Genomic DNA, 18,698 nt, shown 5'->3' on the forward strand with positions numbered 1-18,698 from the left:
AAAGTCATAGTTAACCCAGTGGAGTCACCTATCATGCGTCTCAAACTTGCTGTCGCCACCCTGGCCTTGCTGTCTCTCCCTGTTGGCTCGGCAATGGCCGACACGTTTTGGCGTAACGTCATCTCGTCCGGTGCGACCACCGGTTCGACCTACCTGACCTTCAAGGATCACAAGCTGATCGTCGCCGCCCAGGACGACGCCGGCAGCTTCGTCGCCAGTGACGGCGGTATCCGTGGCCCTTACCTGGAAGCCGCGATGCAGAAAGTCCGTGCCGACAACCCAGGCCTGCAAGCCACCGACATGGAACTGGCCAACGCGATCCTGGCGAAAAACGCCGTCGCCCAGGACTGATACCTGGCCAATAAAAAATGCCGCTCGATCGAGCGGCATTTTTTTGCCTGGCAGCTTCCCTCGCATCCCCGCCCTTGTGGGAGCGAGCTTACTCGCGAAGGCGGTCTGGCTGCCGATGACGCCGGTCAGCAGGCCTGGGGTTATTCGCCGATGGCGGCCTTGTAGCCCGCGGCATCCAGCAGTTTGGCCAGGTCGGCCTGGGCGTTGGAAGGTTTGAGCTTGAAGATCCAGGCGCCGTAGGGATCGGAGTTCAACAGCTCGGGCGAACCGCCCAGTTCATCGTTGACGGCAATCACTTCGCCCGCAATCGGCGAATAGATATCGGAAGCCGCCTTGACCGACTCCACCACACCCGCTTGAGCGCCCGCTTCAAACACATTGCCGACTTCTGTCAGCTCGACGAATACCACGTCACCCAAGGCTTCCTGGGCGTGGTCGGAGATGCCGACGGTAACGGTGCCGTCGGCTTCCAGGCGTGCCCACTCATGGCTTTCGGCAAAACGCAGTTCGGCAGGGATATCGCTCATATTCTGTGTCCTCAAGAGAAAGTGTCAGCGGCCGGCGGCCTGCCGCATACAGTTAGATCAGGGTTTTGCCATGGCGGACGAAGGTCGGCTTGACCACTCGTACCGGGTACCACTTGCCACGAATTTCTACCTCGGCCCGGTCGGCGGTGGCCATCGGCACGCGTGCCAGGGCGATCGACTTGCTAAGCGTAGGAGAAAAACTACCACTGGTGATCTCCCCTTCGCCAACATTGGCGATGCGAACCACCTGATGGGCGCGCAAGACACCCCGTTCCTCCAGCACCAGCCCAACCAGTTTGTGCTGCACGCCGGCCGCGAGTTCGGCCTCCAGCGCGCTGCGGCCGATGAATTGGCGGCTCGCCGGTTCCCAGGCAATGCTCCAGGCCATGTTCGAGGCCAGCGGTGAAACGTCCTGGTGAATGTCCTGGCCGTAGAGGTTCATGCCGGCCTCCAGGCGCAAGGTGTCGCGAGCGCCAAGACCAATGGGGGAAATGCCGGCGCCGACCAGGTCGTTGAAGAAGCTTGGGGCCTCGCGGGCGGGCAGGACGATTTCCAGGCCATCCTCACCGGTATAGCCGGTGCGGGCAATGAACCATTCGCCATCGGCACGCCCTTCGAAGGGCTTGAGTTGCTGGATCAACTGGCCACGCGACTGACTGACCAGCTCAGCGATCTTCTGTCGCGCATGGGGCCCCTGGATCGCCAGCATCGCCAACTCGGGGCGCTCGTGCAATTGCACGTCGTAGGCGCCGAGCTGAGCCTGCATCCAGGCGAGGTCCTGGTCGCGGGTCGAGGCATTGAAGACCAGCCGGTAACCGTTCTCGACGCGGTAGATGATCATGTCATCGACGATACCGCCGCGCTCATTGAGCATGCTGCTGTACAAGGCACGTCCTGTGTCCTGCAAGCGATCGACGTCGTTGGCCAGCAAACGCTGCAGCCAGGCCTTGGCCTGGGGACCGGCGACATCGATCACGGTCATGTGGGATACATCGAACACCCCGCAGTCACGTCGCACCTGATGGTGTTCCTCGACCTGCGAGCCATAATGCAAGGGCATATCCCAACCGCCAAAATCGACCATCTTCGCGCCGAGGGCGAGATGAAGGTCATACAGAGGCGTACGCTGTCCCATGGGTTTCTCCTTCCGGGCTTGGCGAAGGTGCGGACGGATACTGCACAGCGCACACCTGGAAAAAAGGCGCGTCAGCCGTTCTCAGTTACCCGGTCCGACAGACGGACCGCACCGAATGCCGCGCATTGTAGCCGCATGATGTAGGACTGGCACCTAGCCAATTCGATGGGCCGAGCGCCGGATCAATCCGATGACCGGCAACAACCCGACCAGCACCAGGGTCAGCGCTGGCAGCGCGGCCCGAGCCCATTCGCCTTCGCTGGTCATTTCGAAGATCCGTACCGCCAGCGTGTCCCAGCCGAACGGGCGCATCAGCAAGGTCGCGGGCATCTCCTTGAGCACGTCGACGAACACCAGCAGCGCCGCGCTGAGCGTGCCGGGCACCAGCAGCGGCAGATACACTTTGAAAAACAGTCGCGGCCCACTGACACCAAGGCTGCGTGCGGCCTCAGGCAGTGACGGGCGAATTCGCGCCAGACTGCTTTCCAGCGGGCCGTAGGCCACGGCCAGGAAGCGCACCAGATACGCCAGCAACAACGCCGACAGGCTGCCCAGCAACAAGGGTTTTCCCGCGCCACCGAGCCAGTTCGACAGTGGGATGACCCACGCACGGTCCAGGTAGCTGAACGCAAGCATGATCGACACGGCCAGCACCGAGCCGGGCAAGGCATAGCCCAGGTTGGCCACGGCAACCGCGGCGCGAATCGGCCGGGTCGGCGCCAGCCGCCGGGCGAACGCCAGCAGCAAGGCCACGGCAACGGTGACCAGCGCGGCCAGCCCGCCCAGGTAGAGGGTGTGGGCGATCAGCCCGGCGTAGCGTTCATCCAGGTCGAAGCGCCCGCGCTGCCAGAACCACACCAGCAACTGCAGCACCGGGATGACAAACGCACAGGCGAACACCAGCAAGCACCAGCCGCTGGCCGCCACGGCCTTGAAGCCGCGCAACGGGTACAGGGCCTTGCTCCGCGGCCTCTCGTTGCTGGCACGATGGGCGCCACGGGCCCGGCGCTCGCCGTAGAGCACCAGCATCACCACCAGCAACAGCAGGCTCGCCAGTTGAGCGGCACTGGACAGGCTGAAGAAACCGTACCAGGTCTTGTAGATGGCAGTGGTGAACGTGTCGAAGTTGAACACCGACACCGCGCCGAAGTCGGCCAGGGTCTCCATCAACGCCAAGGCCACGCCGGCCCCGATGGCCGGCCGCGCCATCGGCAGCGCCACCCGCCAGAACGCTTGCCACGGCGATTGCCCGAGCACCCGCGCCGCTTCCATCAACCCCTTGCCCTGGGCCAGGAACGCACTTCGCGCCAGCAGGTAGACATACGGGTAGAACACCAGGACCAGCACCAGAATCACCCCACCGGTGGAACGCACCCTGGGCAAGCGCAGGCCGCTGCCGAACCATTCGCGCATCAGCGTCTGCACCGGGCCGGCGAAATCCAGCAGACCCACGAAGACGAATGCCAGCACGTAGGCCGGAATCGCGAACGGTAACATCAATGCCCAGTCGAGCCAGCGCCTGCCGGGGAACTCACACAAGCTGGTGAGCCAGGCGAGGCTGACGCCCAGCACCGTCACCCCGACGCCCACCCCCAGGATCAACGTGAGGGTATTGCCCAGCAGCCGGGGCATCTGGGTGTCCCACAAATGGGACCAGATCTGCGGGTCGATGCTTTGCCAGGACAGCACCAGCACGCTCAAGGGCAGCAGGACCAACGCGGCGATGGCGAAGACCAGGGGATACCAGCGGCGTTGGACGGGGTGGGTCAAGGAAGGCTCTCGTTCAAGTGATGCATCGGCAGGCACACATGCTGTGTAGCATGTGGCGAGGGAGCTTGCTCCCGCTTGAGTGCGCAGCGCTCACCCAAAGGGCCGCTACGCAGCCCAGCGGGAGCAAGCTCCCTCGCCACGGGCCAATCCCAGGAACGAGCCCCCCTGCATGCCCAGGGGGCCGTTACCGTTCGGTCAGTTCCAGCCAGCCCGATCCATCATGCGAATCGCCTCGGCCTGGCGCTTACCGGCCACTTCCACCGGCAGGGTGTCGGCCTTGAACGTGCCCCAGGCCGCGACTTCCTTGGACGGCTCGACTTTCGGGTTGGCCGGGAACTCCTGGTTCACATCGGCAAAGATGCTTTGCGCTTCTGGCGTGGTCATCCATTCCACCAGTTGCTTGGCGGCCTCAGGGTGCGGTGCATGCCGGGTCAAGCCGATGCCCGAGAGGTTGATGTGCACACCGCGGTCGGCCTGGTTCGGCCAGAACAGCTTCACCTTCAGGTCCGGTTTCTGCTGGTGCAGACGGCCATAGTAGTAGGTATTGACGATCCCCACGTCGCACTGCCCGGCGTTGATAGCCTCAAGCAGCGCAGTGTCGTCGGAGAACACGTCGGTGGACAGGTTGCGAACCCAGCCCTTGAGGATTTCCTCGGTTTTTTCCGCGCCGTGGGTTTCGATCAGCGTGGCGGTCAGGGACTGGTTGTAGACCTTCTTGGAGGTTCGCAGGCACAGGCGACCCTCCCACTGCTCGCCCGCCAGGGCCTCATAGGTGCTCAATTCAGCGGGTTTGACCCGGTCGGTGGAATAGACGATGGTTCGCGCCCGCAGGCTCAAGCCGGTCCAGGCGTGGGAGGACGCACGGTATTGAGGTGGGATGTTGGCATCGATCACCGGGGAGGTGAACGGTTGCAGAATGCCCATCTGCTCGGCCTGCCAGAGGTTGCCGGCGTCGACGGTGAGCAGCAGGTCGGCGGTGGCGTTCTCGCCCTCGGCCTTGATCCGCTGCATCAACGGCGCTTCCTTGTCGGTGATGAACTTCACCGATACGCCGGTCTTCTTGGTATAGGCATCGAAGACAGGCTTGATCAGCTCATCGATACGCGAGGAGTAGACCACCACCTCATCGGCGGCCTGGGCGGCGGTGGTGCCTGCCAGGGTCAGGGCGAGGGCGGACAGCAGGCGCTTGGATGCCGACATGGGAGCAGTCTCTCGATGATGAAGTGCGCAAATGATAAGGACTCACATTTGGCATCTCAATCGAACAGTGGGCGGAGACATTTCCAAATGTTGCGCAGATGGGTTCCCTGGGCGACTGTCCCGGCCTCATCGCGAGCACGCTCGTTCCCGCAGGCGCAGCAGGTCAATGTGGGCGCGAGCTTGCTCGCGATAGGAGCATAAGCTCCAACCCACATTTTTCAGGCCTTGGCCAGATCCGGCAAATCGCCAATCAGCCCCAGCGCCTCACGCACGAACAACGCCTTGGCTTCGGGCAGGCGGTCCACCAGCTTCAGGCCGGTGTTACGCAACCAGCGCACCGGCAACGGGTCGGCCTGGAACAGTCGCTCGAAGCCCTCCATGGCCGCCATCAACGCCAGGTTGTGAGGCATGCGGCGGCGCTCGAAGCGGCTCAGCACCTTCACGTCCGCCAGACGCTCGCCCCGGCCCGCCGCCTGGAGCAGCACCTCGGCCAATACCGCGGCGTCGAGGAAACCGAGGTTCACGCCTTGTCCGGCCAATGGGTGAATGGTGTGGGCCGCATCGCCGATCAGCGCCAACCCTTCGGCCACGTAGCGCTTGGCGTGGCGCTGGCGCAGCGGCACGCACAGGCGCGGGTCGGCGCTCAGCACCGCGCCCAGTTGGCCTTCGAAAGCCCGCTCCAGTTCGCTGCAGAACGCACCGTCATCCAGCGCCATCAAGCGCTGCGCTTCGCCAGGGGTGGCGGACCAGACGATCGAGCACCAGTCGTGCTGGCCGTCACGCTCCAGAGGCAGGAACGCCAGCGGGCCGTTGTCGGTGAAGCGTTGCCAGGCCGTCAGGCGATGCGGCCGGGCACTGCGCACGCTGGTCACGATGGCATGGTGCAGGTAATCCCATTCACGCGTCGCGACGCCCGTCAGGCGCCGCACAGCCGAATTCGCGCCATCGGCAGCGATCACCAATGGCGCCCGCAAGCTGCGACCGTCCGCCAGAGTCAGCAACCAGTCATCGCCGGAGCGGCGCATCTGTTCGAGCCGAGCGTTGGCCAAAAGGCCGAGGTCGCAGTCATGCAGGCGTTCCAGCAAGGCATCCTGCACCACTCGGTTTTCAACGATGTGCCCCAGGACGTCGGCATGCAGGCTTTCGGCTGAAAAGTGGATCTGCCCGGTGCCGCTGCCGTCCCAGACATGCATGTCGGTATACGGACTGGCGCGCCGGGCAGTGATGCCCTCCCACACGCCCAGGCGTTCGAGGATCCGCTGACTGGCCGCCGACAGGGCACTGACCCGCGGCTCGAACGCGGCCTGGGGGTCGTAGGGCTTGACGCTCAGCGGACTGCCATCGAGCAGCAACACTTGCAAGCCACTGCCCTGTAACGCCAGCGCCAGGGCGCTGCCGACCATACCCGCACCGACAATCAGCAGATCTGCACGCAATTCCATGCTTTAAGCCTGTTTAGCGGGCGACACGCGCCGCCCATGAAAAGAATGTCCCATCGCCGGCCTACACATCGGGCCGCGTCCCGATCCCCATGGCCTGCCGGGCGAACCAACGCTTGGCCGGCGGCAGCAGGTCGAGGCCGAGCAAACCGAGGTTACGCCCCACGGACACCAGCGGCAGGCTGCTGCCGAACAGGCGCGTGACCTGATCGGAGAAGCCCACGGTCAGGGCCTGGTCCATGCGCTGGCGCTCGCGATAGGCCTGCAATACGGCAAAGTCGCCGGGCTCGCGGTCGCTGTCGAGCAAGGCTTCGGCCAGGGCCTGGGCATCGCGCAGGGACAGGTTGAAGCCCTGCCCGGCGATCGGGTGCAGGCTGTGGGCGGCATTGCCAAGGATCGCCAGGTGCGGGCGGACCTGCTCCTCGGCCTCGACCAGCGCCAACGGGTACAGGTGGCGCGCGCCCACCTGCTTGAGCGTGCCCAGGCGATAGCCGAACACGCCCTGCAATTCGCTGAGGAAGCTGCGCTCGTCAAGGGCTGCCAGCCGTTGCGCGTCCATCCCCTGGCGGGTCCAGACCAGCGCGCAGCGGTTCTCCGGCAGCGGCAGCAACGCCATCGGCCCGTCATCGGTGAAGCGCTCGAAAGCCATGCCGTTGTGGGCTTCGCTGGGGGTGATGTTGGCGATCAGCGCGCTCTGGTCATAAGGTCGATGCCGCACGCCGACGCCCAGTTGCTCTCGCAGCCCCGAACGGCCACCGTCGGCCAGCACGGCGAGATCGCATTCCAGGGTGGTTTCGTCGTCGAGGGTCAGGCGGTAGCCGCCGACCAGCGGCTCCATTCGCGTCACCTGGGCCGGACAGCGCCAACTGACCACGTCCTTGTCGAGGCCTTGCCACAGGCATTGGCCCAGCCAGGCGTTTTCCACCACGTAGCCCAACGCCGGCACGCCCTCTTCCATCGCCGACAGGCGCGCCGTGGAAAACCGCCCGCGATCGGACACGTGGATCTGCTTGATCGGCTCGGCGCGTCGGGAAATCTGCTGCCAGACACCCAGGCGCTGATAAATCTGTCGGGCGCCGTAGGACAAGGCCGAGGATCGGGCATCGTAGCTCGGCTGCCAGGCATCGCCTGGGGCGAAGGGCTCGATCAGCAGGATCTTCCAGCCCCGGGCCTTGGCGCCGGCTTGCAAGGCCAGCGCCAGGCTCGCCCCCACCAGGCCGCCACCGACGATCGCCAGGTTGACCCGGCTCATGCCGCTTGCGCCCGGGCCGCAGCCATCAGGGCCTCGATCTCGGCGACCGTCTTGGGCACGCCTCGGGTCAGGATTTCACAACCGGTTTTGGTCACTACCACGTCATCCTCGATGCGCACGCCAATGCCGCGCCATTTTTTCGCTACGCTACGGTCGGTCGGGCTGATGTAGATGCCGGGTTCCACCGTCAGTGTCATGCCCACTTCCAGTACCCGCCATTCGCCGCCGACCCGGTATTCGCCCACGTCATGTACATCCATGCCCAGCCAGTGGCCGGCACGGTGCATATAGAAGGCCCGGTAGGCTTCACTGGCGATCAGTGCGTCCACCTCGCCCTCCAGCAACCCCAGGCGCACCAACCCTTCGGTGATGACCCGGACCGTCGCTTCGTGGGCCTGGTTCCAATGCTTGTCCGGCGCGATCTCGGCAAACGCCGCTTCCTGGGCCGCCAGCACCACTTCATAGATCGCTTTCTGTTCGGGCGAAAACTTGCCGCTGACCGGCCAGGTCCGGGTGATATCACTGGCGTAGCAGTCGATTTCACAGCCGGCGTCGATCAGCACCAGGTCGCCCTCCTTGAGCAACGCGTCATTCTGCTGGTAGTGCAGGATGCAGCTGTTGCGCCCCGCCGCGACGATCGAGCCATAGGCCGGCATCTTCGCCCCGCCCTTGCGGAACTCGTAGTCCAGTTCGGCCTCGAGGCTGTATTCGTAAAGCCCCGGGCGCGCCGCCTGCATCGCCCGGATATGGGCCTGGGCGGAAATCCGCGCCGCCTCGCGCATCACCTTCACTTCCGCCGCCGATTTATACAGGCGCATGTCGTGCAGCAGGTGATCCAGGGCAACGAATTCGTTCGGCGGCTGGGCGCCGAGGTTGGCCTTGGAGCGAATCACGTTGATCCACTCCATCAGGTGCCGGTCGAATTCCGGGTGGCTGCCCATGGCCGAATACACCCGGTCGCGCCCTTCGATCAGGCCCGGCAGGATGTCGTCGATGTCGGTGATGGGGAAAGCGTCGTCGGCGCCATAGTCGCGGATCGCGCCTTCCTGGCCGGCTCGCAAGCCATCCCACAGCTCGCGCTCGGCGTTGCGCTCGCGGCAAAACAGGATGTACTCGCCATGGGCGCGACCGGGCATCAGCACGATCACGGCCTGCGGTTCGGGGAAGCCGCTGAGGTATTGGAAGTCGCTGTCCTGGCGGTAGACGTGCTCGACGTCGCGGTTGCGGATCGCCACGGCGGCGGCAGGCAGGATCGCGATGCTGTTGGGCTCCATCTGCGCCATCAGCGCCTTGCGGCGACGGCCGTATTCCGCTTTCGGGATATGAATCATGGGCAGGCGGCGTTCCCTTTCAGGCGATCAGTGCAAGGACGGCTTGGCGGCCGGTTCCGAGGTTTTCCGGGTCTCGGTGAACAGCAGCAAGGGCGCGACCCGCAGGTATTCCATCACTTCCATGTAGTCGCTTTCGCCGTCGTCGGATTCTTCCAGGGCATCCTGGACCTGGGAGATCGCGGCCAAATCCTGCAACACTTCTTTCGCCTCTTCGCTCAGCGCGTATTCACGGCGAGTCAGGCCGAAGCCGGCGAGGAAACCCTGGCACCACTGGCCCAGTGCAGCAGCACGTTCAGCCAGGGGGTGTCGTCGGTGGGCAGCAGCAGGACGACGGTCATGTCGTCGCTGGTCAATTCGCCCTTGACCATTTCCTGCAGGCCAACAAGTGCATTGCGGACATTGTCCGCCGGCTCGCCTTCGAGCAGTTCGGCGGCATCGGCCAACCAGCCCTCGACATCGAAACCGGCGCCGGCGCAACTGCGCCCGAGCAGCAGGCCGTGCAGTTCGGCAGGCGAAACAGGATGACCGCTGGAACTCAGCAGGGTGGCGAACGCTTGATACGGGGAATTCTGAATGGGCATGGGCAGCTAGGCGCCAGACGGCGCTATGTCTAGAATGGAGGCCTTGTATCCTACATCGACAGACTCGCCAAGACTATCAGAGGCTGTGCGACCTGCATTCCCCATCAGACACTCTCTTCAGTGGACACAATGGAAGACAACGACCTGCAAGCGCTGATGGCCAGACTCGAATTGCTAATTGAGCGGGTCGAGCAACTAAAGAGCCAAAACGGACTCCTATTAGCTCAGGAAAAAACCTGGCGCGAGGAACGCGCTCACCTCATTGAAAAAAACGAAATCGCCCGGCGTAAGGTCGAATCGATGATTTCGCGCCTCAAGGCCCTGGAGCAAGACTCATGAGTTCAAGCAATAGCGTTACCGTGCAGATCCTCGATAAAGAATATTCGATCATCTGTCCCCAGGAAGAGCGCAGCAACCTGGTGAGCGCCGCCCGGTACCTGGACGGCAAGATGCGCGAGATCCGCAGCAGCGGCAAGGTCATCGGCGCCGACCGCATTGCCGTGATGGCCGCCTTGAACATCACCCACGACCTGCTGCATCGCCAGGATACGCCTGACGTGCAGGTCAGTGGCTCGACCCGCGAACAGGTCCGCGACCTGCTCGAACGGGTGGATCTGGTGCTGGCGACCGATCCAGACGTCAGCAAGGGCTGATTCGCGAGGCAGCCTGGGGTATACTCGCCTCACTCCCTGGGGTGCTTGCCAGTTGGTGATGTCCCTGAGCCGATACGCACAACCACGGGGGTTGCACGTTGGGGCCGGTGTGCATGTCCGCTTGACGGAAAGCCTTAACGCCTCCTGCAACTTCCACCTTGAACTTTCGGGTTCAAGGGCTAAGCCGACAGCGGTTCATCCGGGGAGCCTGATTCCAGACGATGCCAGTCCATGCGACTGGCATCGTCGTTTCCGGCCCGGGCATTTATGAGTGTCCTGTTTTGCGGTTACGCTGTGCCATCGCCGACACCGTGAACTTTCGACATGACCGAACCCGCGCTGCTGCCCCGCCCGCAACTTCGCCGCCTGCTGCGCCAGGCCCGCCGAGCCCTGACGCCTGTCCAGCAACGGCAAGCGGCCCTGGGGCTGTACCGGCAACTGGCCCAGCATCCACTGTTCCGCCGCGCCAGGCACATTGCCCTGTACCTGCCCAACGATGGCGAGATCGACCCGCGCCTGCTGCTGCGTGCCGCCCAGCGCCGGGGCAAGGCCACGTACTTGCCAGTGCTCAGCCCGTGGCCACGGACCAAAATGGTTTTCCAACGCATCCGCCCCGGCGAGCAACTGCATCCCAATCGTTTCCGTATCCTCGAACCCCGGATCGACATTGCCCGGCAACGCAAGGTCTGGGCGCTGGACCTGGTGTTATTGCCGTTGGTGGGGTTTGACGATGCCGGAGGTCGGCTGGGCATGGGCGGCGGCTTCTATGACCGCAGCCTGGCGTACCTGGCGCGGCGCCGGCAGTGGCGCAAACCGACATTGCTGGGGCTGGCCCATGAATGCCAGAAGGTCGACCGGTTGGCACAGGCAAGCTGGGACGTACCGCTACAGGGCACGGTCAGCGACAGGCATTGGTATAGTGCGCAATAGGCGCCGCGGCAATCAGCGGCGCCAGGAAGACGGGTTCAGCGTTTGAACGTGGGCGCGGGCTGGGTAATGTCCATCGGCGCCTCGACCTTGTTGGTCCACAGGCTTTGTGCGTAACCCGTGGTCACGACACCCAGACCGAACAGAATGACCAGAATCCACAACAAATCCGGTTTGCGTTTCATCGATTGCCCCCCTCAAGGCATATCACACACGATGACAGCAGCGGTTTTCTTATTGGCCGTGCAGCAGCGTCAAGCTTGGAAGGCCGGCATTTTGCGGCAACCTGCAGCGACACGCAAACTCTGGCGTCAACCGACTGTCGGTTTGTCATAAAATCGCTGAACTATTTTCAAGCACACCGCCCAGGAGTAGAAATCATGGCCTATTGGCTGATGAAGTCCGAGCCCGACGAGCTCTCCATCCAAGGCCTGGAAAAGCTCAGCCAGGCGCGCTGGGACGGGGTTCGCAACTATCAGGCGCGCAATTTCCTGCGAGCCATGGCCGTCGGCGATGCGTTTTTCTTCTACCACTCCAGTTGCCCCGAGCCGGGCATCGCCGGGATCGGCCGGATCGTCCGCGCAGCCTACCCCGACCCGACCGCACTGGACCCCGACAGCCATTACCACGACCCCAAGGCCAGCCCGGACAAGAACCCCTGGACGGCCATCGACGTGGCTCACGTCGAGACATTTGCCCGGGTGCTGAAGCTCGACTACCTCAAGCAGCAGAGCGCATTGGCCGAGATGCCACTGGTGCAGAAAGGCTCGCGACTGTCGGTGATGCCCGTGACAGCCGAACAATGGGCGGCGGTCATCGGGTTGAAACCCTAGACGACCGTCTTCGCGAGCAGGCTCACGAAAGCCCCGCCCTGGCCCTCAAGCCTTACTGAATGATCAGGTTGTTGAACAACAGATCTTCCACCGTCGGCTTGCCAGTCTCGTCGCTCATCACTTGCTGGGTCTGCTTCAACGCCTCCTGGCGCAGCTTTTCCTTGGCCTCGACGTTGTTCATCGTCTCGACGGTCTGCTGGGCAAACAATGCTACCAACTGGTTGCGAATCAGCGGTTCATTCGCCTTCACCGCCGCGGCAGCCGCATCGCCGGTCACCCGCAGCGCCACGTCAGCCTTGTAGACCTTCAGCTTCGCCGTACCGTCCAGGCCATAGTTGCCCACGAAGGGCGGGCTGAGGGTGATGTAGCTGACCTTCGGCGCCTCGCCTTCCTTCGCTTCCTTGGCCTCTTCGGCCATCACTGCCGCAGGCAGCGCCAGGGCCAGCATCAACACAATCCACGCTTTCACATTCGACTCCTCATCCGGTTTGCGGCCCAGCATACCGACCCGCCGTTCAAGCACAAGCTTATGGCCGGCTATCAGGGCGGGGCATGCTCGTTGACCCGTTGACTCTCACACCTACACTTATCGGCCATCACTCCCAAAGGAATAGCCCTGATGAAAGCCGTGCTGTGCAAAGAATTCGGCCCTGCCGAATCGCTGGTGCTGGAAGACGTCGCCAGCCCCATTGCGAAGAAGAATGAGATCCTGCTGGACGTGCACGCCGCCGGGGTGAATTTCCCTGACACGCTGATCATCGAGGGCAAATACCAATTCAAGCCACCCTTCCCGTTTTCCCCTGGCGGCGAAGCGGCGGGCGTCGTCAGCGCCGTGGGCGAAAAGGTCAGCCACCTGAAAGTCGGCGACCGGGTGATGGCACTGACCGGTTGGGGCAGCTTTGCCGAACAGGTCGCGGTCCCTGGCTACAACGTGTTGCCTATTCCAGCAGCCATGGACTTCAACACCGCTGCCGCCTTCAGCATGACCTACGGCACCTCGATGCACGCCCTCAAGCAACGGGCCCACCTGCAACCCGGCGAAACCTTGCTGGTGCTCGGCGCCTCCGGGGGTGTCGGCCTGGCGGCGGTGGAGATCGGCAAGGCCATGGGCGCACGGGTGATCGCCGCCGCCAGCAGCGCCGAGAAGCTCGCCGTGGCGAAGGCGGCCGGTGCCGACGAACTGATCAACTACAGCGAAGCCAGCCTGAAGGATGAGATCAAGCGCCTCACCGACGGCCAGGGCGCCGACGTGATCTACGACCCGGTGGGTGGCGACCTGTTCGACCAGGCCATTCGCGCCATCGCCTGGAATGGCCGGCTGCTGGTGGTGGGCTTTGCCAGCGGACGCATCCCCGAACTGCCGGTCAACCTGGCCCTGCTCAAGGGCGCCGCCGTCATGGGCGTGTTCTGGGGCTCTTTCGCCCAACGCCAGCCCCAGGACAATGCCGCCAACTTCCAGCAACTGTTTGGCTGGTTCACCGAAGGCAAGCTCAAGCCTCTGGTCTCGCAGGTGTACCCACTGGACAACGCCGCCCAGGCCATCAATGACCTGGCGCAGCGCAAGGCCGTGGGCAAAGTCGTCGTGCAGGTGCGCTGAAGCGCTACTGGCTCACGGCGTTTCGGGCGGCATCGGCGAAGTCGGGATGATCGCTGTGGAGCATCGCGACCGACTCGACCCGGCCGTCGGCGTGCGCCGTAAAGCCGACCCGGACCGTGCCCGTCATCCCGGCCCTCATCAGCGGCTTGGCCCAAAGGCTGAATGGCGAGACGTCCCCTATCAATGAAGGACGTTTCCCATTGCCTTGTCGCGCAGGCTGCGATTCGGGGTGTGAAAACGCCACTGACGAAGCTTCCTACAGCGCCCTTCGACTACGTCTGAGCGACATGTTCATTTAAGAACATTCGATCAGGAAAATTTCCGCTTTTTAAGTGATGAGAAGCAATGCTATTTTCGGTAACGAAACTGTAACATTCACATCCGCATAACAAGAATCCTGGAGCCCTTGAATGTTTGCTTTCTTTCGTCCTGCCGCACACCAGGCGCCCTTGCCTGAAGAAAAGATAGACAGCACCTACCGACGCCTACGCTGGCAGATCTTCGCCGGGATCTTCATCGGCTACGCCGGTTACTACCTGCTGCGCAAGAACTTCTCCCTGGCCATGCCCTACCTGATCGACGAGGGCTACAGCCGAGGCCAACTGGGCCTGGCCATGTCGGCCATCGCCATTGCCTACGGCCTGTCCAAGTTCCTGATGGGCCTGGTGTCCGACCGCTCCAACCCACGCTATTTCCTGCCATTCGGCCTGCTGGTATCGGCGGGGGTGATGTTCATCTTCGGGTTCGCGCCTTGGGCCACGTCCAGCGTGACCATGATGTTCATCCTGCTGTTCATCAACGGCTGGGCCCAGGGCATGGGCTGGCCGCCCAGCGGGCGGACCATGGTGCACTGGTGGTCGCAGAAAGAGCGCGGCGGCGTGGTGTCGGTGTGGAACGTGGCGCACAACGTCGGCGGCGGCCTGATCGGCCCGCTGTTCCTGCTGGGCATGGGCTGGTTCAATGACTGGCACGCCGCGTTCTACGTGCCTGCTGCCGTGGCCCTGGCGGTTGCTGTATTTGCCTTCGTGACCATGCGCGACACCCCGCAATCGGTGGGCCTGCCGCCGATCGAAAAGTACAAGAACGACTACCCGGAAGGCTACGACGCCAGCCACGAGAACGAATTCAGCGCCAAGGAAATCTTCGTCAAGTACGTGCTGCGCAACAAAATGCTCTGGTACATCGCCATGGCCAACGTGTTCGTCTACTTGCTGCGCTATGGCGTGCTGGACTGGGCACCGACGTACCTGAAGGAAGCCAAGGGCTTCACCGTGGATAAAAGCTCCTGGGCCTACTTCTTCTACGAGTGGGCGGGTATTCCCGGCACGCTGCTGTGTGGCTGGATGTCGGACAAGATCTTCCGCGGCAACCGTGGCCTGACGGGCATGGTGTTCATGGCCCTGGTGACCGTGGCCACGCTGGTGTACTGGCTGAACCCGGCCGGCAACCCGACCGTCGACATGATCGCCCTGGTTTCCATCGGCTTCCTGATCTACGGCCCGGTCATGCTGATCGGCTTGCAGGCACTGGAGCTGGCCCCAAAGAAAGCCGCCGGCACCGCCGCAGGCTTTACCGGCCTGTTTGGCTACCTGGGCGGCTCGGTCGCGGCAAGCGCTGCCATGGGCTACACCGTGGACCATTTTGGCTGGAACGGCGGCTTCGTGCTGTTGATCGGTGCCTGCCTGCTGGCCATGGCCTTCCTTGCGCCAACCCTGTGGCACAAGCAAGTCGCCAGTCAGAGTCGCGAAGCGGTCGCCTGATCCTGGGCTGACCTGCAACGCTTGAGCCGCGCCTCCAGATTCCGATCTGGCATGGCGTGGCTGCGCAGGGCGTGGACGGTCTGCTCGACGTAGTCGCGAGTGGTGCCGTAACGACCGCTGGCGCTTTCGAACACCTGGCTCAGCACATGGTCCGGCAAGTTGCCGGCGTAGCTGGGCAGGTGCCGCTCCAGCACGAAGCCCAGGGCCTGCACGCGGCTGCCATCCTCCAGGCGGCAACTGAGCCAGTGAGGCCGATAGGACGGCACCGGCATCTCGCGCTGCCACAGGGCAAACAGCGAATCCTCGAGGTTCTCCTGTGGCAAGCGATACGCGAAGCCGCTGCACGAACCACCGCGATCCAACCCGAACACCAACCCTGGCAACTCCGGGGTGCCGCGATGTTCGTGGGACCACAAGTACAAGCCGCGATGATAACCATGGACCCGGCCACGGACCCGCTCCACCGCCGTGCATTCGGGCCGCCAGATCAAGGAGCCGTAGGCAAACAGCCAGACCGGGCCGCCGCGATGACGACTCATGGTCGACTGCATCGAGGCGAGCAATTGTTCATGGGTCAGTTGTGCCCCCAGGTCGAGCCGTGGTGGGTACAGAGCGCAGGTTATGGCGGATTCGATAGCGGTCATGGCCGGTAGCGTCTTTCAATAATGGGGCTGGCGCGCGTCAGGGGGATGACGTTTATCCGGAACAAGGCAAGTTGGATGCCATCCAGCGCTATATACGTTATCGGTATCCAGGCGCAAAGGCTAAATACCGAAACGAAATATAGGGGGTCATAAAGCTGTCACGAGGGGGTGGGATGGAGGGCTGCCAGGCAGCCCGGCGGGAGCAGGCGCCCCGCGCTATCAAGCCCGTGGGGCGTAGGCGAACACGTCGGCGCGCATCTGGTGGGCGTCCATCCCGGCTTCCACCAGGGCGTCCAGCGTGGCGTAGATCATCGCCGGCGAGCCACTGGCGTACACGTGCACGCCAGAGAGGTCGCGGATGTCCTCGCACACCGCTTCGTGAAGCATCCCGCAGCGCCCTTCCCAACCGCACAAGTCGCTGACGACTTTGTGCAGGAACAGATTCGGCAGTTGCTTCCACTCGTCCCAATGCTCAATTTCATAAAAATCGTCCGGTCGGCGCACGCCCCAGTACAGGTGCACCGGATGCTTGAACCCCGTCGCGCGGCAATGCTCGATCAGGCTGTGCATCTGCGCCATGCCGGTTCCGGCGGCGATCAGCACCAATGGGCCGTCCGGCAGCTCGGACAAGTGCGTGTCGCCAAACGGCATTTCCACCGCCACGCTGGGGTTGCGTTGCAATTGTGCAAGCAGCGCCCGCGCACTGCTTTCGCGCACCAGGACATGCAGTTGCAGGTCACGCCCGCCGTGCGGTGCCGAAGCCAGGGAGAACGCCGACTTCTCGCCGTTTTCCCGTTCGAGCATCAAGTACTGCCCGGCGTGGTAGCGCGGCGGCTTGCCTGCCGGTGCACGCAGGCGTACCCGCCAGACATCGCCGCCCACATCGGCGCATTCGATCACCTGGCACACCAGCTTGCGTACCGGCAGCTCGCCCGGCGACAACACGCCATCCCACAGCACCACGCAGTCCTCCAGCGGTTCGGCGATGCAGGTGAAGATCTCACCGTGATCGCGCACCTCGCCCGCTTGCTTCACGCGACCCTCCACCAGCAACGCACCACACACGTGACAGTTGCCGTTGCGGCAGCTTTGCGGACATTCATAGCCCAGGCGCCGCGCGCCATCGAGGATCCGCTCGGCGGGCTGTATGTCCAGGACCGCCCCGGAAGGCTGCAAGGTTACACGCATCAATCTATTCCTAACTGATTCCAGAGGGCATCGATCCGCTGGGTCACGGCTTCATCCTTGACGATCACCCGGCCCCATTCACGAGTGGTTTCACCGGGCCATTTGTGCGTGGCATCGAGCCCCATCTTCGAACCCAGGCCGGACACCGGGGAGGCGAAGTCGAGATAGTCGATCGGCGTGTTCTCGATCATTACCGTGTCGCGCTTGGGGTCCATGCGCGTGGTGATGGCCCAGATCACATCGTTCCAATCCCGCGCATTGATATCGTCGTCGGTGACGATAACGAACTTGGTGTACATGAACTGTCGCAAAAACGACCAGACCCCCAGCATCACGCGCTTGGCGTGCCCCGGATACGACTTCTTCATCGTCACCACGGCCATCCGGTACGAACAGCCTTCCGGCGGCAGGTAGAAGTCGGTGATTTCCGGAAACTGTTTCTGCAGGATCGGCACGAACACTTCATTGAGCGCCACGCCGAGGATCGCCGGCTCATCGGGCGGGCGGCCAGTGTAGGTGCTGTGGTAGATCGGCTTGAGCCGATGGGTGATGCGCTCGACCGTGAAGACCGGGAAGCTGTCCACTTCGTTGTAGTAACCGGTATGGTCGCCGTACGGCCCCTCATCGGCCATCTCGCCGGGATGGATCACGCCTTCGAGGATGATCTCGGCGGTGGCCGGCACTTGCAGGTCGTTGCCACGGCACTTCACCAGCTCCGTACGGTTGCCGCGCAACAGGCCGGCGAACGCATATTCGGACAGGCTGTCCGGCACCGGCGTGACGGCGCCGAGGATGGTCGCCGGGTCCGCGCCCAGGGCCACCGACACCGGGAAGGGCTGGCCAGGATGCTTATCGCACCACTCACGGTAATCCAGCGCACCGCCGCGGTGGCTCAGCCAGCGCATGATGACCTTGTTGCGACCAATCACCTGCTGGCGATAGATGCCCAGGTTCTGGCGGTCCTTGTTCGGGCCCTTGGTGACGGTCAGGCCCCAGGTGATCAGCGGCCCCACGTCGCCGGGCCAGCAGGTTTGCACCGGGAGCATGGCCAGGTCGACATCGTCGCCCTCGATTACCACTTCCTGGCAGATCGCGTCCTTGACGACCTTGGGCGCCATGGCAATGATCTTGCGGAAGATCGGCAGCTTGGACCAGGCATCCTTCAGGCCCTTGGGCGGCTCGGGTTCCTTGAGAAACGCCAGCAGCTTGCCGATCTCGCGCAACTCGTCGACCGATTCGGCGCCCATGCCCATGGCCACGCGTTCCGGCGTGCCGAACAGGTTGCCCAGCACCGGGATGTCATAGCCCGCTGGGTTCTCGAACAATAACGCCGGGCCCTTGGCCCGCAGCGTGCGGTCGCAGACTTCCGTCATCTCCAGCACCGGAGAGATGGGAACCTGGATGCGTTTCAACTCGCCGCGCTGCTCAAGCTGCTGCACGAAATCCCGAAGATCCTTGAATTTCATTGAGATGCCACCCCGAAAATAGGCGTACATCCTACCTGCTCCAG

The 18,698-nt window shown here is 63.4% G+C and carries 20 protein-coding genes, 1 other RNA gene and 1 pseudogene; 8 read left to right on the top strand and 14 right to left on the bottom strand.

The features are described from left to right. Positions 1 to 30 precede the first annotated feature (30 nt). Positions 31 to 351: a DUF2388 domain-containing protein gene (locus KI241_RS26135; RefSeq protein ID WP_170846005.1), complete on the top strand. Its 321-nt coding sequence runs from the start codon at positions 31 to 33 to the stop codon at positions 349 to 351. A gap of 140 nt (positions 352 to 491) precedes the next feature. Here the strand turns inward: KI241_RS26135 and gcvH are convergent, their stop codons facing one another. The 8 genes and pseudogenes from gcvH to KI241_RS26175 all read right to left on the bottom strand — a co-directional run bounded on the left by gcvH (position 492) and on the right by KI241_RS26175 (position 9,586). After that, the gene (gene gcvH / locus KI241_RS26140) at positions 492 to 878 is read right to left on the bottom strand and encodes a glycine cleavage system protein GcvH (protein ID WP_042730196.1); all 387 of its coding nucleotides are present in this window, start codon (positions 876 to 878) and stop codon (positions 492 to 494) included. 52 nt (positions 879 to 930) lie between these two features. After that, complete coding sequence (gcvT, locus tag KI241_RS26145; protein ID WP_042730197.1) at positions 931 to 2,013, bottom strand: glycine cleavage system aminomethyltransferase GcvT; 1,083 nt, start codon at positions 2,011 to 2,013, stop codon at positions 931 to 933. A gap of 153 nt (positions 2,014 to 2,166) precedes the next feature. After that, a complete protein-coding gene (locus KI241_RS26150; RefSeq protein WP_042730198.1) occupies positions 2,167 to 3,783 on the bottom strand; it encodes an iron ABC transporter permease in 1,617 nt (538 codons plus the stop codon). Between the two features lie 195 nt (positions 3,784 to 3,978). After that, the gene (locus tag KI241_RS26155) at positions 3,979 to 4,983 is read right to left on the bottom strand and encodes an extracellular solute-binding protein (protein ID WP_042731585.1); all 1,005 of its coding nucleotides are present in this window, start codon (positions 4,981 to 4,983) and stop codon (positions 3,979 to 3,981) included. A gap of 218 nt (positions 4,984 to 5,201) precedes the next feature. Next, positions 5,202 to 6,419: a 2-octaprenyl-3-methyl-6-methoxy-1,4-benzoquinol hydroxylase gene (locus tag KI241_RS26160; protein ID WP_212803898.1), complete on the bottom strand. Its 1,218-nt coding sequence runs from the start codon at positions 6,417 to 6,419 to the stop codon at positions 5,202 to 5,204. Between the two features lie 67 nt (positions 6,420 to 6,486). Then, positions 6,487 to 7,674 carry a 2-octaprenyl-6-methoxyphenyl hydroxylase gene (gene ubiH / locus KI241_RS26165; protein ID WP_047735809.1) on the bottom strand — a complete coding sequence of 396 codons (1,188 nt, stop codon included), beginning with the start codon at positions 7,672 to 7,674 and terminating at the stop codon, positions 6,487 to 6,489. Next, entirely contained in the window at positions 7,671 to 9,005 is a 1,335-nt protein-coding gene (pepP, locus tag KI241_RS26170; protein WP_042731582.1) for a Xaa-Pro aminopeptidase, read from the bottom strand. The genes ubiH and pepP overlap by 4 nt, the downstream gene beginning before the upstream one ends. 27 nt (positions 9,006 to 9,032) lie before the next feature. Continuing rightward, a pseudogene (locus tag KI241_RS26175) lies at positions 9,033 to 9,586 on the bottom strand (YecA family protein). A 129-nt stretch (positions 9,587 to 9,715) separates the two neighbouring features. On the opposite strand from KI241_RS26175, the gene KI241_RS26180 reads away from it, so the two are divergent. From KI241_RS26180 to KI241_RS26195, 4 genes are all read left to right on the top strand, one after another. Further along, on the top strand, positions 9,716 to 9,925 hold the full coding sequence (locus KI241_RS26180; RefSeq protein WP_042731580.1) for a TIGR02449 family protein: 210 nt from the start codon (positions 9,716 to 9,718) through the stop codon (positions 9,923 to 9,925). After that, positions 9,922 to 10,239, top strand: coding sequence for a cell division protein ZapA (locus tag KI241_RS26185; protein WP_024780504.1), 318 nt, complete (start codon positions 9,922 to 9,924; stop codon positions 10,237 to 10,239). The genes KI241_RS26180 and KI241_RS26185 overlap by 4 nt, the downstream gene beginning before the upstream one ends. A gap of 30 nt (positions 10,240 to 10,269) precedes the next feature. After that, a non-coding RNA gene (ssrS, locus tag KI241_RS26190) (6S RNA) lies at positions 10,270 to 10,449 on the top strand. A 114-nt stretch (positions 10,450 to 10,563) separates the two neighbouring features. Further along, positions 10,564 to 11,169 carry a 5-formyltetrahydrofolate cyclo-ligase gene (locus KI241_RS26195; protein WP_212803134.1) on the top strand — a complete coding sequence of 202 codons (606 nt, stop codon included), beginning with the start codon at positions 10,564 to 10,566 and terminating at the stop codon, positions 11,167 to 11,169. 35 nt (positions 11,170 to 11,204) lie between these two features. Here the strand turns inward: KI241_RS26195 and KI241_RS26200 are convergent, their stop codons facing one another. Further along, entirely contained in the window at positions 11,205 to 11,351 is a 147-nt protein-coding gene (locus KI241_RS26200) for a hypothetical protein (RefSeq protein ID WP_172679762.1), read from the bottom strand. A gap of 195 nt (positions 11,352 to 11,546) precedes the next feature. Between KI241_RS26200 and KI241_RS26205 the strand changes: the two genes are divergently transcribed. Continuing rightward, a complete protein-coding gene (locus KI241_RS26205) occupies positions 11,547 to 11,999 on the top strand; it encodes an EVE domain-containing protein (RefSeq protein WP_042731578.1) in 453 nt (150 codons plus the stop codon). Positions 12,000 to 12,051: 52 nt separating this feature from the next. Here KI241_RS26205 and KI241_RS26210 read toward each other — a convergent pair whose 3' ends face one another. Continuing rightward, entirely contained in the window at positions 12,052 to 12,468 is a 417-nt protein-coding gene (locus KI241_RS26210) for a flagellar basal body-associated protein FliL (RefSeq protein WP_042731586.1), read from the bottom strand. 150 nt (positions 12,469 to 12,618) lie between these two features. Here KI241_RS26210 and KI241_RS26215 point away from each other — a divergent pair, with 150 nt between their 5' ends. After that, positions 12,619 to 13,596 carry an NADPH:quinone oxidoreductase family protein gene (locus tag KI241_RS26215; protein WP_042731577.1) on the top strand — a complete coding sequence of 326 codons (978 nt, stop codon included), beginning with the start codon at positions 12,619 to 12,621 and terminating at the stop codon, positions 13,594 to 13,596. A 4-nt stretch (positions 13,597 to 13,600) separates the two neighbouring features. On the opposite strand, the gene KI241_RS26220 is transcribed toward KI241_RS26215, so the two are convergent. Beyond that, entirely contained in the window at positions 13,601 to 13,735 is a 135-nt protein-coding gene (locus KI241_RS26220) for a TonB family protein (protein WP_212803899.1), read from the bottom strand. A 271-nt stretch (positions 13,736 to 14,006) separates the two neighbouring features. On the opposite strand from KI241_RS26220, the gene glpT reads away from it, so the two are divergent. Then, positions 14,007 to 15,356: a glycerol-3-phosphate transporter gene (gene glpT / locus KI241_RS26225; RefSeq protein WP_053150131.1), complete on the top strand. Its 1,350-nt coding sequence runs from the start codon at positions 14,007 to 14,009 to the stop codon at positions 15,354 to 15,356. On the opposite strand, the gene KI241_RS26230 is transcribed toward glpT, so the two are convergent. From KI241_RS26230 to ubiD, 3 genes are all read right to left on the bottom strand, one after another. Then, on the bottom strand, positions 15,332 to 16,000 hold the full coding sequence (locus tag KI241_RS26230) for a gamma-glutamylcyclotransferase (RefSeq protein ID WP_042732142.1): 669 nt from the start codon (positions 15,998 to 16,000) through the stop codon (positions 15,332 to 15,334). The two genes, glpT and KI241_RS26230, sit on opposite strands and share 25 nt — an antisense overlap. Positions 16,001 to 16,219: 219 nt before the next feature. Further along, positions 16,220 to 17,188, bottom strand: coding sequence for a CDP-6-deoxy-delta-3,4-glucoseen reductase (locus tag KI241_RS26235; protein WP_212803135.1), 969 nt, complete (start codon positions 17,186 to 17,188; stop codon positions 16,220 to 16,222). After that, positions 17,188 to 18,654, bottom strand: coding sequence for a 4-hydroxy-3-polyprenylbenzoate decarboxylase (ubiD, locus tag KI241_RS26240; RefSeq protein WP_212803136.1), 1,467 nt, complete (start codon positions 18,652 to 18,654; stop codon positions 17,188 to 17,190). The genes KI241_RS26235 and ubiD overlap by 1 nt, the downstream gene beginning before the upstream one ends. Between the last annotated feature and the right edge of the window lie 44 nt (positions 18,655 to 18,698).

Source organism: Pseudomonas sp. Cab53 (assembly GCF_018325965.1).
Lineage (GTDB): Bacteria > Pseudomonadota > Gammaproteobacteria > Pseudomonadales > Pseudomonadaceae > Aquipseudomonas > Aquipseudomonas chlororaphis_E.

What these genes read in the sequence shown, in the direction of transcription:
- gcvH (WP_042730196.1), bottom strand. Translation starts at nt 878, where the DNA reads ATGAGCGATATCCCTGCCGAACTGCGTTTTGCCGAAAGCCATGAGTGG.
- gcvT (WP_042730197.1), bottom strand. Translation starts at nt 2,013, where the DNA reads ATGGGACAGCGTACGCCTCTGTATGACCTTCATCTCGCCCTCGGCGCG.
- KI241_RS26155 (WP_042731585.1), bottom strand. Translation starts at nt 4,983, where the DNA reads ATGTCGGCATCCAAGCGCCTGCTGTCCGCCCTCGCCCTGACCCTGGCA.
- ubiH (WP_047735809.1), bottom strand. Translation starts at nt 7,674, where the DNA reads ATGAGCCGGGTCAACCTGGCGATCGTCGGTGGCGGCCTGGTGGGGGCG.
- pepP (WP_042731582.1), bottom strand. Translation starts at nt 9,005, where the DNA reads ATGATTCATATCCCGAAAGCGGAATACGGCCGTCGCCGCAAGGCGCTG.
- KI241_RS26180 (WP_042731580.1), top strand. Translation starts at nt 9,716, where the DNA reads ATGGAAGACAACGACCTGCAAGCGCTGATGGCCAGACTCGAATTGCTA.
- KI241_RS26185 (WP_024780504.1), top strand. Translation starts at nt 9,922, where the DNA reads ATGAGTTCAAGCAATAGCGTTACCGTGCAGATCCTCGATAAAGAATAT.
- KI241_RS26195 (WP_212803134.1), top strand. Translation starts at nt 10,564, where the DNA reads ATGACCGAACCCGCGCTGCTGCCCCGCCCGCAACTTCGCCGCCTGCTG.
- KI241_RS26200 (WP_172679762.1), bottom strand. Translation starts at nt 11,351, where the DNA reads ATGAAACGCAAACCGGATTTGTTGTGGATTCTGGTCATTCTGTTCGGT.
- KI241_RS26205 (WP_042731578.1), top strand. Translation starts at nt 11,547, where the DNA reads ATGGCCTATTGGCTGATGAAGTCCGAGCCCGACGAGCTCTCCATCCAA.
- KI241_RS26215 (WP_042731577.1), top strand. Translation starts at nt 12,619, where the DNA reads ATGAAAGCCGTGCTGTGCAAAGAATTCGGCCCTGCCGAATCGCTGGTG.
- KI241_RS26220 (WP_212803899.1), bottom strand. Translation starts at nt 13,735, where the DNA reads ATGAGGGCCGGGATGACGGGCACGGTCCGGGTCGGCTTTACGGCGCAC.
- glpT (WP_053150131.1), top strand. Translation starts at nt 14,007, where the DNA reads ATGTTTGCTTTCTTTCGTCCTGCCGCACACCAGGCGCCCTTGCCTGAA.
- KI241_RS26230 (WP_042732142.1), bottom strand. Translation starts at nt 16,000, where the DNA reads ATGACCGCTATCGAATCCGCCATAACCTGCGCTCTGTACCCACCACGG.
- KI241_RS26235 (WP_212803135.1), bottom strand. Translation starts at nt 17,188, where the DNA reads ATGCGTGTAACCTTGCAGCCTTCCGGGGCGGTCCTGGACATACAGCCC.
- ubiD (WP_212803136.1), bottom strand. Translation starts at nt 18,654, where the DNA reads ATGAAATTCAAGGATCTTCGGGATTTCGTGCAGCAGCTTGAGCAGCGC.